The 14,494-nt window shown below is 62.3% G+C and carries 13 protein-coding genes and 1 pseudogene; 7 read left to right on the top strand and 7 right to left on the bottom strand.

Annotation, left to right across the window (positions count from 1 at the left end):
• Complete coding sequence (locus tag L6637_RS32135) at positions 1-1,038, top strand: PilN domain-containing protein (protein ID WP_237873061.1); 1,038 nt, start codon at positions 1-3, stop codon at positions 1,036-1,038.
• A complete protein-coding gene (gene gspM / locus L6637_RS32130) occupies positions 1,035-1,637 on the top strand; it encodes a type II secretion system protein GspM (RefSeq protein WP_237873060.1) in 603 nt (200 codons plus the stop codon). The genes L6637_RS32135 and gspM overlap by 4 nt, the downstream gene beginning before the upstream one ends.
• Here the strand turns inward: gspM and L6637_RS32125 are convergent.
• Together L6637_RS32125 and L6637_RS32120 are read right to left on the bottom strand one after the other, a co-directional pair.
• Positions 1,532-4,564, bottom strand: a complete 3,033-nt coding sequence (locus L6637_RS32125) for an autotransporter outer membrane beta-barrel domain-containing protein (protein ID WP_237873059.1) — start codon at positions 4,562-4,564, stop codon at positions 1,532-1,534. The two genes, gspM and L6637_RS32125, sit on opposite strands and share 106 nt — an antisense overlap.
• Positions 4,519-4,956 (bottom strand): hypothetical protein, encoded by a 438-nt coding sequence (locus L6637_RS32120; protein WP_237873058.1) that lies wholly within the window; start codon positions 4,954-4,956, stop codon positions 4,519-4,521. The genes L6637_RS32125 and L6637_RS32120 overlap by 46 nt, the downstream gene beginning before the upstream one ends.
• 282 nt (positions 4,957-5,238) lie before the next feature.
• On the opposite strand from L6637_RS32120, the gene L6637_RS32115 reads away from it, so the two are divergent.
• Both L6637_RS32115 and L6637_RS32110 read left to right on the top strand, forming a co-directional pair.
• On the top strand, positions 5,239-5,940 hold the full coding sequence (locus tag L6637_RS32115; protein ID WP_237873057.1) for a hypothetical protein: 702 nt from the start codon (positions 5,239-5,241) through the stop codon (positions 5,938-5,940).
• A gap of 795 nt (positions 5,941-6,735) precedes the next feature.
• Positions 6,736-9,405: an NF038122 family metalloprotease gene (locus L6637_RS32110; RefSeq protein ID WP_237873056.1), complete on the top strand. Its 2,670-nt coding sequence runs from the start codon at positions 6,736-6,738 to the stop codon at positions 9,403-9,405.
• Here L6637_RS32110 and L6637_RS32105 read toward each other — a convergent pair.
• The 5 genes and pseudogenes from L6637_RS32105 to L6637_RS32085 form a co-directional block, all read right to left on the bottom strand.
• Positions 9,395-9,637 (bottom strand): hypothetical protein, encoded by a 243-nt coding sequence (locus L6637_RS32105; protein WP_237873055.1) that lies wholly within the window; start codon positions 9,635-9,637, stop codon positions 9,395-9,397. The genes L6637_RS32110 and L6637_RS32105 overlap by 11 nt on opposite strands.
• A 101-nt stretch (positions 9,638-9,738) precedes the next feature.
• Positions 9,739-10,149 carry an acyltransferase family protein gene (locus L6637_RS32100; protein WP_237873054.1) on the bottom strand — a complete coding sequence of 137 codons (411 nt, stop codon included), beginning with the start codon at positions 10,147-10,149 and terminating at the stop codon, positions 9,739-9,741.
• Positions 10,146-11,033 carry a hypothetical protein gene (locus L6637_RS32095; RefSeq protein WP_237873053.1) on the bottom strand — a complete coding sequence of 296 codons (888 nt, stop codon included), beginning with the start codon at positions 11,031-11,033 and terminating at the stop codon, positions 10,146-10,148. Before L6637_RS32095 ends, L6637_RS32100 begins: the two co-directional genes overlap by 4 nt.
• Positions 11,034-11,402: 369 nt before the next feature.
• Positions 11,403-12,383, bottom strand: coding sequence for an MBOAT family O-acyltransferase (locus L6637_RS32090; RefSeq protein WP_237873052.1), 981 nt, complete (start codon positions 12,381-12,383; stop codon positions 11,403-11,405).
• Positions 12,384-12,600: 217 nt separating this feature from the next.
• Positions 12,601-12,723 (bottom strand): annotated as a pseudogene (locus L6637_RS32085) (glucose-1-phosphate cytidylyltransferase); the annotation flags it as partial.
• A gap of 10 nt (positions 12,724-12,733) precedes the next feature.
• Here L6637_RS32085 and L6637_RS32080 point away from each other — a divergent pair.
• The 3 genes from L6637_RS32080 to L6637_RS32070 all read left to right on the top strand — a co-directional run bounded on the left by L6637_RS32080 (position 12,734) and on the right by L6637_RS32070 (position 14,471).
• Complete coding sequence (locus L6637_RS32080) at positions 12,734-13,351, top strand: transketolase family protein (protein ID WP_237873051.1); 618 nt, start codon at positions 12,734-12,736, stop codon at positions 13,349-13,351.
• Positions 13,352-13,388: 37 nt separating this feature from the next.
• Positions 13,389-14,141, top strand: coding sequence for an AAC(3) family N-acetyltransferase (locus tag L6637_RS32075; RefSeq protein ID WP_237873050.1), 753 nt, complete (start codon positions 13,389-13,391; stop codon positions 14,139-14,141).
• 93 nt (positions 14,142-14,234) lie between these two features.
• Positions 14,235-14,471 carry an acyl carrier protein gene (locus L6637_RS32070; RefSeq protein ID WP_237873049.1) on the top strand — a complete coding sequence of 79 codons (237 nt, stop codon included), beginning with the start codon at positions 14,235-14,237 and terminating at the stop codon, positions 14,469-14,471.
• Positions 14,472-14,494: the final 23 nt, after the last annotated feature.

Raw genomic sequence — 14,494 nt, 5'->3', positions numbered from 1 at the left:
ATGAGTTCGCTCAGTTCCCTTCGCAACATTTTCGATGCCTGGACCGGCACGGTGGCGGGTGCCGCGGTCTCCGGACTGGAGGGGATGGTGTCGCCGCGCCTGATACGGCTGGTCGAGAGCGAGAGCGGCGCGTTCGCGCTGGAGACCTCGAAGCCGGAGAATGCGCCCAAGGAGGTCGCGTTCGAGGACGGCAAGTTCACCGGCGCCAATCTCGCGCCAATTGTCCGCGGCTGCCGCGTCGAGATCGTGCTGCGGCCGGCCCGCTTCCTGTTCCGCCCGCTGGAGCTGCCGGCGCGCGCGGCCGATTTCCTCGACGGCATCGTGCGGGCGCAGATCGACCGGCTGACGCCGTGGAGCGCCGCGGAGGCGGTGTTCGGTTGCGGCGCGCCGGTGGCGCAGGGCAGCGAGAGCATCACCACGATGATTGCGGCGGCGCCGCGCCTGATGGCGATGGGCTATGTCGAGGCGCTGTCCGGCTTTCATCCGTCCGCGATCGCGGTCCTGACCGAGGCGGCTGAAGGCGGCCGCATCAAAGTGTTCGAGCAGAAATCGCGCGGCGCGATCGATCCGGTGCGGCTCGGCCGGACCCTGCAAGTGGTGCTGGCCGTCGCCGCGGTCACCGCCGTGCTCGGCTCGGTCGTCGCAGGCTATCTGGCCGACAGTCTGAGTGCGCAGGAGAGCGAGCTCGAGCAGCAGATCACCCAGCGCCGCGCCGCGATCCGTGGCGCCGACGGCGGCGAGCGCTCGCCGCTGGCGTTGCTGGAGCGGCGCAAATACGAGACACCGGCGAGCGTGGTCGTGCTGGAATCGCTGAGCCGGTTGTTGCCTGACCACACCTACGTCACCGAGATGCATCTGGCCGGTAACAAGCTCCAGATCGCCGGTATCACCCGCGATGCGCCCTCGCTGATCCCGCTGATCGAGCAGTCCCAGCACTTCACCCGCGCGACCTTCTACGCTCCGACGACGCGCAGCCCCTCCGATCCCGGCGAGCGTTTCCACATCGAAGCGCAGGTCGAGGCGAGGAACGCGCCATGACCAGCGCAACGAAGAGCGGCGTGAGCAGCAGCGGGATCGCTAGCGGAAACGCGCTGGTGCGGTGGCTGAGCTCGCCGCTGATCGCGGTCACGCTCTATCTCGCGGTGACGGGCGCGCTGCTCTTGATGGCTGGGCTGTCGATCGCCGACGTGATCGCCCATCGCCAGGCCCTGGCGCAGACCTCCGACCTGCTCGACCAACTGCGCGGTCGCAACGGCGCCGCCAAGAATGCCGCAGCCGCCCTGGCCGAGCATCCCGGCACGCCATTCCTGGAAGGGCCGACGGTGACGGTGGCGGGCGCCAATCTGTTGCAGCGGGTTGCGGCCGCCGTGGGCGATCAGGGCGGCTCGGTACAGTCCTCGCAGGTGGACGTGTCGGGCGCGCAGACCAAGGACGGCTTCGTCGGCCTTGTCGTCAGCTGCGAGCTCGAGCAACCCGCGCTGCAGAACGTGCTCTACGACCTCGAAGCCGGGATGCCGTTCCTGTTCGTCGATCAGCTCGATGTCCAGGTGCCGCAGACCACGGCGTTGAGCGATGCCCCGAGCGGCCGCGTCAGGGTGATTTTGGGTGTTTCCGGCCAGTGGCAGGCGGTGAAGTAGGAAGGCAGCTCACCACAAGTACTTGAACACGCCCTTGCCGGAGTAGCTAGTGACGTTGCCGGAGAACTCGCCGTCGAAGTGCCGGCGATCGAGAAGCCGTTCAGCCATTTCATCTCGGCGCTGGCGCTCACCAGCGCGGAATCGGCGTCGACCCTGGCGCCGTTGACGACGAAGCTGGTGCCGGGCAGCGTCTGGAACAGCGCGGTGACGGCGCGGCTCCGATTGTAGTCGTGCGCCCAGGCGGCGCGGCCGCGCAAGGTCAGCACACCGTTCTGCATCGCATAGGATTTGTCGGTGCGCAGTCCGAGCTCGGAGCGGGTATTGGTCAGCGATTGCGAGGCGTAGTTCAGCGCAAACAAGCCGCCGCCATTGAGGCTGACTTCGGAATAGTTGGGCAGGTTGAAGTTCGTGACCTGTGCGGCCGCGTAGGGCGTGAGGCCGAACAGCGGCGTGGTGAAGCGATAGCCGCCCTCGAAGCGCGCGGAGAACGTGTCGGCCTTGAATCGGGCCTGGAGCTGTTCCGCGCCGATCACGGTGCGGTTGGTGGTGACGTCGTGCCAGCCATAGGCGAGGGCGGCCGAGATATAAGCGGGTCCGAAATTGTGTCGGCCGTAGGCGCCAGCCTGGGACAGGTCGGCCGAGCCCGTACCCATCGCGTTGGCAAGCGAGTAGTTCAGCCCGCCGCCGCCGAGCGCAAAGCCGACCAGCGTGTCCATCGAAATCCTGTAGTCGGCGCCGGCCGCGCCGCCCCAGACCCGTGCCGTCAGATCCTGTGAGCCGACCGCGGCATTGCCGCCGACCTGCGCCGAGCCGCCATAGCCGGCCGTCCAGACGCTCCAGCGATTGATCGGCTGCGGCGACCACAACGGCGCCTTGGTCGCCATCGCAAAGGCCTCGCGCTCGCGCGCGGTGGCCGGGCGCATCGAGGCATATGCGGATTCGTCATCGCTCTCAGCGAATTGCGCGACGCTGCCCGCCTTGGTGAAGCCGCTCGAGCGACCCGCGATGGTCGGATCGAGCATCAGGTTGAGGAACTGGCCGTCGGCATTGATCGCGGACTGGATGATGCCGGTGCCGAGCTCGCCCGAGGCGGTGGTCAGCCCGGACGGCGTCAGCGCGACGAAGGCCGCCGGGATGCTGCCGGTGGAATTGAAGAAGCTCGCAAGCGCGTTCGCGACGTTTTGCTGATTGACGCTGAGGCTGCCGCCGCTCGGCGTGAAATCGACGCCGATGTTGAGGAAGACGTTGTTGCCGACGTAGCTCAGCGTCGCGTTGATCGTCGGCATGTTGGAGACGACGGCCGGATTGAAGGTGCTGCCGCCGAGGCCGCCGGCGGCGGTCAGGATCGTGTATTGCTTCTTGACGCTGCTGGAGCCGAAGATCGCGCTCACCGTCGCGCCGCCGAGCGTGGCCGCGCCTGTGACGTTGGTGAGGCTGGCAGTGCTGGAGGAAACCTGCACCAGATAGCTCGAGGCGGCGGTGAAGCTGAGGGATCCGTTGACCGCCAGCGTGCCGATCGCGCCGGCATGGCCCGGCGCGAGCGTGCCGCCCGTGACCGCGACGTTGCCGACGGTGCCGGTGCCTGCGAGTGTTCCGCCGGCATTGACGGTGCTGGCGCTGACGATCGAGCCGTCAACCTGCAGCCTGCCGCCGTTCACAATGGTCGCGCCGGTATAGGTGCTGGCGCCGGTCAGGGTTTCCGTGCCGCCGGCCATGGTGAGGCCGCCGCCGGTACCGCCGCCCGCGCCGCCGTCGGCGATGATGCCGGCGAAGGTGCTGTTGCCGCCCGTGATGGTCAGCGTGTTGGCGCCGAGATTGACGTTGCCCGAGCCCGACAGCGATTTGATTGAGGTGCCTGCGGCCAGGCTCGAGATGTCGAAGATGCCGTTGGCGATGACATTGCTCGAGGTCGCAATGCTGCCATCGCTGCCGCCATTGGTGAGATCGAGCTCGCCGCCCGCGGCGATGGTCGTGGTGCCGGTGTAGGTGTTGATGCCGGAGAGCTGCTGCAAGGCGCCGTTCGCGATGACGAGGTTGCCGCCGATGCCGCCCGCGATGCCGCCATCCTGGATCACGCCACCGTACAGGCTGCCGGTGGCGATCGTCAGCGTCTTCGATCCCAGCCAGACGAAGCTGCCGCCGGTGGCGGAGACCAGCGCGTTCGCGGTCGCGCCGGAAGTCGTCTGCGAAATGTCGAATGTTGCGCCTGCGCCGGGCGTGAACGTGACGCTCGCCGAGCTCGCGATCGATCCGCTGCCTTTCAAGGCCAGCGTCGCGCCCGCGTCGATCTGCGTGGTGTTGGTGTAGGTGTTCACGCCGGACAGCGTCTGCGTTCCGCCGAAGACCTCGAATCCGCCCGCGCCCTGGATCACGCCGGCGAACTCGGTCGAGCCGTTGGTGATGGTCAGGTTCGTGTTGCCCATGTTGACGACGCCGCTCGAATTGCCGGCGAGCGTGGTGATGATGGCGGGAATTCCCGGATTCATCCCGGAAATATCGAAAGTCGCGTTCACCGTCACGACGCTCGATGACGAGATGCTGCCGAAGCCCGACAGCGCCAGCGTCCCCGCCGAGACCGTCGTTGCGCCGGTGTAGCTGTTGCCGCCGGTCAGCGTCAGCGAGCCGGTGCCGACCTTGGTCAGGCTGCCGCCGGTGCCTGATATCACACCGTTGACCTGGGTCGAGGTGTTGAGGCTGCCGGTGGTCAGCGTGTTGGCGCCGAGCACGTAGTTGCCCGCGCCTTCGATCGAGCCTGCCGTCATGCCGCCATTGGTCAGGCCGGAAATGTCGACCGTGCCGCCGGCATTGGTGATGAAGCGCGCGTTGCCGCCGCTGCTCGTGCCGGTGAAGTTGGTGGTGCCGCCGCCGTTGGTGGTGATCGTCACTGCGCCGGTGCCGCCGCTCGCAGTGCTGCTTTGCTGAAACACCAGATTGTTGCCGGAGGTGACTGCGAAATTCTGGGTATTGCCTGAGTTGTTGATGATGCCTGTTCCGTTGACGATGAACGGCTTACCGACGGTGACCGAATAGGCCTGAGCGGCGCCGTTGAACAGGATCGTGCCGATGGTGACGGTGCCGTTGTTGTGTCGACGGCGGCGCTTCCGGTGTTGCTGAAGGTTGCGGTGCCGTCCGGCACGGTGAGGATCGACCAGTTGGTCGGAGCGGTCCAGTCGGTGGTGGCGCCGGTCCAGGTGCCATCGACCGCATGGGCTGCGACGACGCCGAGCGCCGTGGTCGCCAGCAGGGTCGCGAGCGAATGCTTGATGACGGCGCGCAGCCGGCCATCCATCCTTCCAGGCGCCATGATCGAGAAAGCCATCGGCTCTTCACAAATCGCTAAAGCAAAATCGGGAGCGACCGAGCCCCGGCGCGATGATCCCACGCCGTCGCGACGGGCTGCAATGAACCGGCATCCATTTGCCTGACGTTGCCGCCCATTTCCTTTGTAATTTCAGCCATCGTGGCCGTTGGGCAACAATCTGTTGCATCGCAACGCAGCGCGGGATTGAACCGGGCGGAACGGGTTGATGGCGGCGCCCATCAGAACTAGGTTGCTGCTTCAGAGGTTGCCGCGGCCGGTCGTGGCTGCAAGGGACTTTCGATGTCGGGATGGCTGAGATCGACCGGGATCGCCGCGCTGTGCGCGGGGCTCGGCGTTGCCGGGGCCATCGCTGCGACCTCCTCGCGCATGGACATCCTGCCCGACGATGCCGCCGGCAGCCCCGCCGAGAGCGTTGAGGTCGGCGCGGTCAGGCCGATCGCCCGGCCGGCGCCCAATGCGAGCAAGCCGGCCCCTCGCGGCAACCCGCTGTGGTCGGTTCCGCTGTCGGTGCTGTCAGTCACCCAGGAGCGGCCGATCTTCTCGGCCACGCGGCGGCCACCGTCGCGCGCGGTCGCAGCCGCTCCGGTCGACGAGGTTCGCGCGCCGCCGCCGCCAAAGCCGGTCGAGGCGCCGCCGCCGCTGGCGCTGGTCGGGGCCGTGGTGGGCGAGGGCGATGCCATCGCGATCCTGGTTAATCGCACCGACCAGAAGGTTGTCCGCCTGCGGCAAGGCGAATCGGTTGGTGGCTGGTCATTGACCTCGGTTCAGCCGCGCGAGGTGACGTTCAAGCAGGGCGATCGCAGCGAGGTGCTGGTGCTGCAGCGCCCGGATGGGACGACGGGCCCCGCGGGATCGCCCGCAACGGTGGCGACGCCTGCCGATGGTGGCGGCAAGCTGACGATGCCGACCACGGCCAGCACGTCGTTCGCACCCTTCCTTCCGCGCTCAACGCCGAAGAACGGCGAATCGGACGGGCTCTGAGTGCTGCATCGGCGGCGATGGCTTCGCGCACCGCGCACCGGCTGTTATGACGCATTCTTTCCGTTCACGACAGCGGGCGCTCAAGCCAAGACGGGAGCGAGTCAGCCAGCATCCGCTTGAGCGCCTCCAGCGAGTGCTCGTTGTCATAAGCCGCAAAACCAAAACTGTCCTTCGGCAGATCCGCCAGCCGGCAAAGCTGCTCCAGGATGTCCGCCGCGTCCCCTTCAGTCCAACCGCGCCGATGTTGGCGCGCTGCACGCGGTCTCCCTTCAGTGTGTTTCCGGACACCAGGATCGGGAGGCGAAGTCCGGCCGCCTTCCTCCAGGTGTTCCAGCCGAGGGAAACGGCAACCGGCCGATGTCCGGGTGCAAACAATGCGCCAGTGGGGTCTTCAGCAAGCGGCGCGATTGCGCGCTCGATCCGGTGGATGTGTTGTCGGATCGGAGGCGTGAGGAAAAGGCATTTCGAGGCTTCGGTGAACATAGGGAGGTAGTTGCTTGGATCGGTTAATTTTCGGGGTAATTCAATGCTTAGAGCAGGGCACAGGGTTCCCGCAGACGCCGAATTCGTGAGCTTTGCCCGTATGTTACCTTATTCTGAGCGGTAGTTGACCGGGTTGAATCGACACGGGCTTTGTGAAAATGGCTCTGTCAACGCTCGCATTTTCGGTTCCATGAAACCGCAAATTAATGGAGGGGGCGGAATCCTGACATCGAGCCCGGTCAGGGGCCCCCAACACGACCTTCTCAAGGCTGCAGGCGAACACGCGACTGAGGCTCACTTCGAGACGATAAGATGAGAACATCGACCGATGAACTGCTCTCCGACGATCCGTTCTACACGGTTGTCGGCAATAGCATTCAGGGAAGCTATTTCCCGGACACCGCCGGAAGCACTCCTACTGCGACCACCACGACCGGCTCGGTCATGTCGGTGAATGCGGGTGGCATCACCATCAACCTGATCCTCGATGCCGCGGCGCAGGCTGCGCCGGTCGGCTTCAAGAACGGACTGCAGCAGGCGGTTGCGATCTTGGCGGCCAACATAACCGACAAGATCACCGTTAATATCAATATCGACTACAGTGGCACAGGGGGCGGTGCAGCGGCCGGCCCCGACAGCGGACTTTACGAGAATTATTCATGGGTTCGCTCGGAGTTGGTGAACAACGCCCGTTCTGGCGACACGACGTTCAACAGCCTCCCGAGCGGGATAGCGATCCAGGGACAGTCGAACGTCGCTGTCTGGAACGCGCAACTGAAGCTTTGGGGTGTGATTGGCGCCAACGACACGACGACCGACGACGCCAGCGCGTATTTCTCGACTGATATCAATCCAAATCTACTGGTTGGTGTCGCGCTCCACGAGTTGACTCATGCGATGGGCCGCGTGCCCTATGGCTCAGCGCCGGATGTCTTCGATTTCTATCGGTTCACGAGTCCGGGCGCGCACCTGTTTTCCGGCGCTCAGACCGCGCCGGCCGCCTATTTCTCGCTCGACGGGGGCAACACCAAGCTGGCGGACTACGGCCAGTCTTCCGATCCGAGCGACTTTCTGAACAGCGGTGTGCAGGGGCCCGACGATCCCTTCAATGAGTATTATAGCGGCGGCACAATCCAGGGGCTGACGGCGATCGACCTGAAGCAGCTCGACGCGCTCGGGTTCCATGTTGCGGTCAGCGCGCCGACGACGATCGAGGCTTATGGCACGACCAGTCTCCTGCAGTTCGGCAACAGCTTCTTCATGAACCCTGTGAGCGGCGATACAGGACCTGAGCTGAAATATGGCGGCTCGCCGGTGACACTGGGTGAGTTCGGGGCCTGGACCCCGATTGGCGCCGAACAGACTTCAAGCGGGTACGAGATCGCCTGGCAGACGCCCGGCACCAGTCAGTTCATCATTTGGTACACCGACAGCAGCGGCAACTATCAAAGCAACAGCGGTGCGGTGTCCGGCACCAGCGGGACGCTGGAGCAGGCGGAAACCATCTTCCACCAGGACCTCAATGGCGATGGGATTATCGGCGTCCCCAAAGCCTCGCCAACGATCGAGGCTTATGGCTCGACCGGTCTCGTGCAGTCAGGCAGCAACTTCTACATGAATCCCGTGGCCGGGGGAACCGGACCGGAGCTGAAATATGGAGGCTCCCCCGTAACGGCCGGTCAGTTCGGCGCCTGGACGCCTGTCGGCGCCGAACATATTACGTCAGGCTATGAGGTTGCCTGGCAGATTTTCGGTACTGACCAATTCACCGTCTGGACAACCGACAGCAACGGCAACTTTACCAGCAACACGGGCGCGGTTTCCGGCACCAGCACGACGCTGGAGCAAGCCGAGACTGTTCTTCAACAGGATCTCAACGGCGACGGAACGATCGGCGTGCCGGTCAAGACGATCGAGGTCGCCGGTTCGACCAGCCTGGTTCAGAACGGCAGCAATTTCTACATGAACCCCATCGGAGGTGGCTCCGGTGTGGAGCTGAAATACGGCGGATCGCTAGTGGTGGCGGGACAGTTCGGAGCCTGGACTCCTGTTGGCTCGGAACACATCTCATCGGGCTATGAAGTTGCCTGGCAGACTCCGGGTACGGACCAGTTCACCGTCTGGACGACCGACAGCAATGGCAACTTTGCCAGCAACACGGGGGCGGTTTCCGGCACCGGCACGACGCTGGAGCAGGCCGAGACCGTTCTTCAACAGGATCTCAACGGCGACGGAACGATCGGCGTGCCGGTCAAGACGATCGAGGTCGCCGGTTCGACCAGCCTGGTTCAGAACGGCAGCAATTTCTACATGAACCCCATCGGAGGTGGCTCCGGTGTGGAGCTGAAATACGGCGGATCGCTAGTGGTGGCGGGACAGTTCGGAGCCTGGACTCCTGTTGGCTCGGAACACATCTCATCGGGCTATGAAGTTGCCTGGCAGACTCCGGGTACGGACCAGTTCACCGTCTGGACGACCGACAGCAATGGCAACTTTGCCAGCAACACGGGGGCGGTTTCCGGCACCGGCACGACGCTGGAGCAGGCCGAGACCGTTCTTCAACAGGATCTCAACGGCGACGGAACGATCGGCGTCTCGATGAAGACGATTGAGGCCGCCGGTTCGACCAGCCTGGTCGAACGCAGCAGCAACTTTTACTTTAACCCGGTCGCAGGCGGGACGGGACCCGAGCTGAAATATGGTGGATCGCCAGTTGTTGCGGGACAGTTCGGAGCGTGGGCTCCCGTCGGCGTGGAGCAGATCTCATCTGGCTACGAAGTTGCCTGGCAGATTCCGGGTACGGACCAGTTCACCGTCTGGACGACCGACAGCAATGGCAACTTCACCAGCAACACCGGAGCGGTCTCCGGCAACAGTGCGACGGTGCAGCAGGCCGAGATCGTTCTTCACCAGGATCTGAACGGCGACGGATTAGTCGGCGTTCATGCTGCGTCCGTGCCGAGCCACTTCATCATAGGTTGAGCGTCGGGGCTTCTCTCGCGGATTGGACTGAGAACTTTTGCTCGCGTCCGAATGTGAATCTGCGATGCGCACACTGGATCAGCGGCTTTTCCAGGAACCGATAGCTGATGGCGCAGAGCGTGAACGTTATCACGAACGCCAGCGCGGTCGCGGCGGTTCCCGACAGGGTCGTCATGGTTTTTGTCACGGCAAGTCCTGAGAAGACCAGATAAACGACCCAGTGATGGATCATCTAGGACGCGTAAGACCAACGCGCCGGTCTCGCTGCGCAGGGGTGCCAGATAGGGGTGCCTTGATTTTCGAGAACCATGAAGACGGCCGCGCCGAAGAAGATCAGAAGATCGCCGCGAGCGTGTGCTGCCAGGCCGCGGCATGGAACGTCGAGGTCCCGGAGATCATGATCAAGGGAACGAGGCAGGACGCTCCCAGAAGAGCGAGCCTGACCCGCCTTGTTACGACGGCGCTCCGCGACCCGCTCAGCCGATAGCAAGCGATCAGTGCTCCGATCGCGATAACGTCTGCTCTGAATTGCGGCAACACATAGTAGCCAAACTGGTCAAAGGTGAAGCTGTCGATGAAGCGACCGATCGGGCAGATGCAGATGACGACGATGAGCACCCTGGGAAGGATCGAGAGCGGAATCAGTCGCACCACAAGGGGAAAGATCAAATAGAATTGCTCTTCGATCGCGAGCGACCATGTGCCGCTCAGCCAGTAGACGCCGTAGGTTTGAAGTTTGGTCATCCAGAAGTTCTGGATCCCGAACAGGTACGTCCATCCGGGAATCTCACCATCGAAGAGCTCGGGGTTTGCGAGGCCCTAGGGGGCTCCACAACGGTCGCGTCGCAGGTTTGTCCCTCAGACTCATTGGCGATGATCTTCGCGAGAATTCGGCCGACAGCATTCGACAGGATTTGACGGCCCCGTCCGTCAAGGTGAACGTCGTCTATGAAATCCTTATCAGCCACCAACTTCGAGCAGTCGATCTGCGGCACATTGCTCTCTGACAGCACGCGTTGATAACTTGAACTTCCTCTTGCGTCGAATTCGCGAAGCGAACTCTTGGTGGGCATCGTCACGACGACGACCAAACTCGCTTCAGTGTGGAATAACGCGAGAGCTCGCTTGAGGCTGATCTCAGGCGCCGTGGAGTTGAAAGTGAATGTTTCATATCGCATACGGGTCGTTGCTGCCACGTCATCGGGAGAGCTGTGCGTGCCGTCGTAGTGGGCGTTTGCTCCGGGCGTAAACTCTTTGGCAAAATATTCGTAGGAAGTCCGTGGAAGCGGCTTGGTGCGGAACTGGTTCTGGGCTTCGAAAATCCAGATGCGGAGCAGCTTATTCAGTCGATCCGCGTGAGTCTTCAAAGGCAAGACGACCATTTGCAGAATTGGATTGGTCTCTTGCCAGACGGCTCGCTGGTCGCTTAGCGAAAGCACGTCCGAAATTCTCACATGTGGGAGATATCCGCTCTTGGCCAGGGGCGGAGGTGCCTGCTCCATCATCAGGAATGGATGGACACCCAGAATGATGCATTTGGAACGCACCCCGTAGCGATGCAGGATCTGAGCCTGTATTTCGGCGACCTCGATATTCCCGCCTGTTGTGGAGGCGTTGAAAAACGCCAAACCCGGCGCGAATTTCGCGAGCGTATCAGGATCGAATCCCTCTCTTGCGGTCGATGCGCCGACGACGAGGCAATTGTCCGGATGATCGACTGCCGGGAGGATGTGCTCGGCGAACCAAGAGCCCGGTTCGAACGCAACCTCCCTCTGTGGTAGAGGCGCAGGAAACTGATCTCGCCTAAACTCAGCGAGACCAGCACAAAGAGCAGAATGGCGCAGCCGGCGATCGAGGCTGCCTTTAGGACGCGCTTATGTGCAGGCATCAGAATCCGCCGTAGACGAATTTTTCGGAAGCTTGAGTCGCCATGATCACGATGGCGCTGATCTTGATCATGATGAACAGCAGTCTGACCAGCGTTCTTGCAGAAGAACTCATCTCGGCTGTCCCATCAATTCGGGAATGGCGACCCAAAGCGTTCCTACGATGACCACAAAGACGTAGATCGGCCCCAGGATGGCCAAGATCAGCCGCACTGTGCGCGTTGTGGAAAGCTGGGTGGTGATCCAGCGGTCGCGAACGACCTTTTCGAACGCGACGATGACCCCGACCGCCAACCCCCAGGCGGCAAACGTCAATGTAAAGCGATGCCAGAGCCCGACGAACACGAAGCAGGTGACGACTGCAACCATGTTCGTCGCGTAAGACCAGCGTCGGCCGAACCGGCGTACCATGGAGACCTGGAGCGGAATGAACAGATCACGACGGACGAAGTCGCCGAGCGAGATATGCCAGCGCGTCCAGAACTCCGTGACAGAACCGGACAGATACGGCGCCTTGAAGTTGACCGGAGTCGGAATCCCGAGAAGCCTGCCCGTTCCGAGCGCCACGAGTGAGTATCCGGAAAAGTCAAAATAGACGCAGACGAAAATGACCATGGCGTCAAAAAAGCTCGCTGTCGGCCATGAGGGTTGGACCCCGATGAACCAGAGCCTCCAGATCTCGGCGACGACGAACTTCAGGAACAAGCCGGTCGTGATCGTATCGGCGCACCCAACAACGCCCTCCCAGCTCGGAGGCGGGACTTCCTGGAGGTCCATCTTCGCATGGTCGGCATATACGTTCACTGGGCCGGCCGGCATCATGAAGAATGGAACCAGGTAGCCACTCAAAGCGATGGGATTGAGCAACTTGGATCCTGCTACAATGGAACGAATGGCGTCCAGGGTCCTGAGATAGAAATAAGAGAACGCCACGGTCTCGAGGAGATCGCCAACACTGTACGCAATTCTGAGCGGGGTGGATTCGCCGCCTGCGCCGATGGCGATCCAGTCAGGAAGTAGCTTGTGGAAGAGGAAAGCGAGCGTAACACTCAGCTGGTCGTGGATGGGCTCGCGCGGAAGCGCAAAGGCCATATTCTTTTATCCTGGCATGGATCGCTGACGGAAATTTGGGTCTCGGACGTTGCCCGGCTGGCCCTATAACACCCTTCTCCGCGGGGGGAAATCCGAGCAAGCTAGGGCCGGATATGGACTGGGTTTCCCCGTGCCCTAGTGTCGCTTGATCGACATCGGTGTGCTTCTAGTCTTGGCCGGTTCCGCTGGAGTAGCGCTGATCCTCCTGACGAGCAGGCGCGACGCCGTCACCATAAGTCAGCGCGAAGAAGGGCTCATTTGCGACGTAAGGAAGCACCCGCTTCAGCCGGCCACCGGTCTGCGTCTCCTCACCGGTGTCGACCAGCGTGACTCGCCAAGGAGGTCGGCGCATGAGAACGACGTTCATCGAGACCCTGTCGCAGGCGGCGAGCGAGAATCCCGATATCTGGCTGCTCTGCGGCGATCTCGGTTATTCCGCGCTGGAGCCGTTCGCAGCGAAGTTTCCCGAGCGGTATCTCGGCGTCGCCGAGCAGAACCTGGCCGGCATTGCCGCGGGCATCGCGCTGTCGGGCAAGACGGTGTTCATCTACTCGATCGGCAACTTCCCGACGCTGCGTTGTCTCGAGCAGCTCCGCTACGACGTCTGCTACCACGGCGCCGACGTCAAGGTCGTCGCGGTCGGCGCCGGCTATGCCTATGGCAGCCAAGGCTACACCCACCGCGCGCTGGAGGGTGCGGGGATCATGTCGATGCTGCCGGGCACCGAGGTGTTCGTGCCCTGCGATGTGGGTGAGACAAGCTTGCCGCCGATTATGGCAATCCGAAATTCAGGATATTGTCGACATAGCGGGGGCGGCCTGATAGCTGACGACCTGCACCAACGCCTCCAAGTTGCTACCGCCAGAGATGTCAGTCTCAGTTCGCCAATTCGTCATTTCCACCCTGCGGCGCGCTTTGGGCCGACAGGATCTGCGGTCTTACGTCCGGCTTCGCAGGCTTGCCCTTGAAAAGAGGTTCTTCAAGGACCCGATCTCGGTTCCCGAATTGCGGTCGGCCTTCGAGAGGCTGGGCATCAAGCCCGGCGCCACCGTGTGGGTGCAGTCGTCCTGGAATGAATTCTACAATTTCTCCGGCAAACCGTCGTCAGTGATCGATCTGCTTCTCGAACTGATCGGTCCAGAAGGAACGCTGGTGATGTCCGCAATTCCGCTCAAAATCGACGACCAAAAAATTCTGGAAATCCATAGAGAACCTGTGTCCACTGGCCTGATCGCTGAAACGTTCAGGCGGTACAGAGGAGTCAAGCGCAGCATTCACAATTCGTCCTCGGTTATCGCATTGGGGCCGCGCGCAGAGTTCCTCGTCAAGGATCATCAAATCACGGAGACCCCGTGGGATCCCGAATCTCCCTATCAAAAGCTGATGGAGGTCGACGCTCTCTGTGTCGGGCTGGGAGTAGGGAGGTTTCTGGCATCATTGACACCGCTGCACGCCGTCGAAAGCATCCTTCGCCACGAGAATCCGGACTTTGCAGCGATTTTTCATGGCTCAACCACATATCGGTGGCGTACGCGCGACGGGGATGAGGGAACGCATACCTATCTCAACCGTAACGGTGCGTTCGACGCAGCGTGGCTCGGCCGACATTATCCCGCCGATCAGTACATCGAATTCCGCCTATCGAACCTGTGGATGTGGTCGATTCCGGCGCGCGACGCGATCATGACGGGTGTTTCCCTCGGTCGGCGTGGTATCAGCATGTACCGCATGCCTTGGCACAGGCGCTTTCTGGCTTGATGCTATACTCTTGAAATCAAAAGAGAAAACTCCGGTTGAAGCGCCGCTCGCCGGAGTATATGAAGGCGTTTCTCAACTCGAAGGGCTTGATCAGTGGATAAGCAGGCAGATATCGTTGTCCGATTGCAGACCATTTTCCGGGAGGAACTTGATCTCCCGAATTTGCAGATTTCGTCGCACTCCACCCCCGACGACGTGGACGGATGGGATAGTCTCGCGACCATTCGCATCGTCGCTGCGGTCGAACGAGAATTTGATCGCGAGTTCGAGGCTGCGCAGATCGAGAGCATTCGCTCAGTGGGCGATTTGATCTCGATGATTGCCGTGTGACGCTGGCCCTACGAGCGAGTCTG

This window comes from Bradyrhizobium zhengyangense, assembly GCF_022012435.1.
Taxonomy (GTDB): Bacteria; Pseudomonadota; Alphaproteobacteria; order Rhizobiales; family Xanthobacteraceae; genus Bradyrhizobium; species Bradyrhizobium zhengyangense.
This window is presented reverse-complemented; position numbering and strand designations above follow the sequence as displayed.

What these genes read in the sequence shown, in the direction of transcription:
- L6637_RS32135 (WP_237873061.1), top strand. Translation starts at nt 1, where the DNA reads ATGAGTTCGCTCAGTTCCCTTCGCAACATTTTCGATGCCTGGACCGGC.
- gspM (WP_237873060.1), top strand. Translation starts at nt 1,035, where the DNA reads ATGACCAGCGCAACGAAGAGCGGCGTGAGCAGCAGCGGGATCGCTAGC.
- L6637_RS32120 (WP_237873058.1), bottom strand. Translation starts at nt 4,956, where the DNA reads ATGGCTTTCTCGATCATGGCGCCTGGAAGGATGGATGGCCGGCTGCGC.
- L6637_RS32115 (WP_237873057.1), top strand. Translation starts at nt 5,239, where the DNA reads ATGTCGGGATGGCTGAGATCGACCGGGATCGCCGCGCTGTGCGCGGGG.
- L6637_RS32110 (WP_237873056.1), top strand. Translation starts at nt 6,736, where the DNA reads ATGAGAACATCGACCGATGAACTGCTCTCCGACGATCCGTTCTACACG.
- L6637_RS32105 (WP_237873055.1), bottom strand. Translation starts at nt 9,637, where the DNA reads ATGATCCATCACTGGGTCGTTTATCTGGTCTTCTCAGGACTTGCCGTG.
- L6637_RS32100 (WP_237873054.1), bottom strand. Translation starts at nt 10,149, where the DNA reads ATGACCAAACTTCAAACCTACGGCGTCTACTGGCTGAGCGGCACATGG.
- L6637_RS32090 (WP_237873052.1), bottom strand. Translation starts at nt 12,383, where the DNA reads ATGGCCTTTGCGCTTCCGCGCGAGCCCATCCACGACCAGCTGAGTGTT.
- L6637_RS32080 (WP_237873051.1), top strand. Translation starts at nt 12,734, where the DNA reads ATGAGAACGACGTTCATCGAGACCCTGTCGCAGGCGGCGAGCGAGAAT.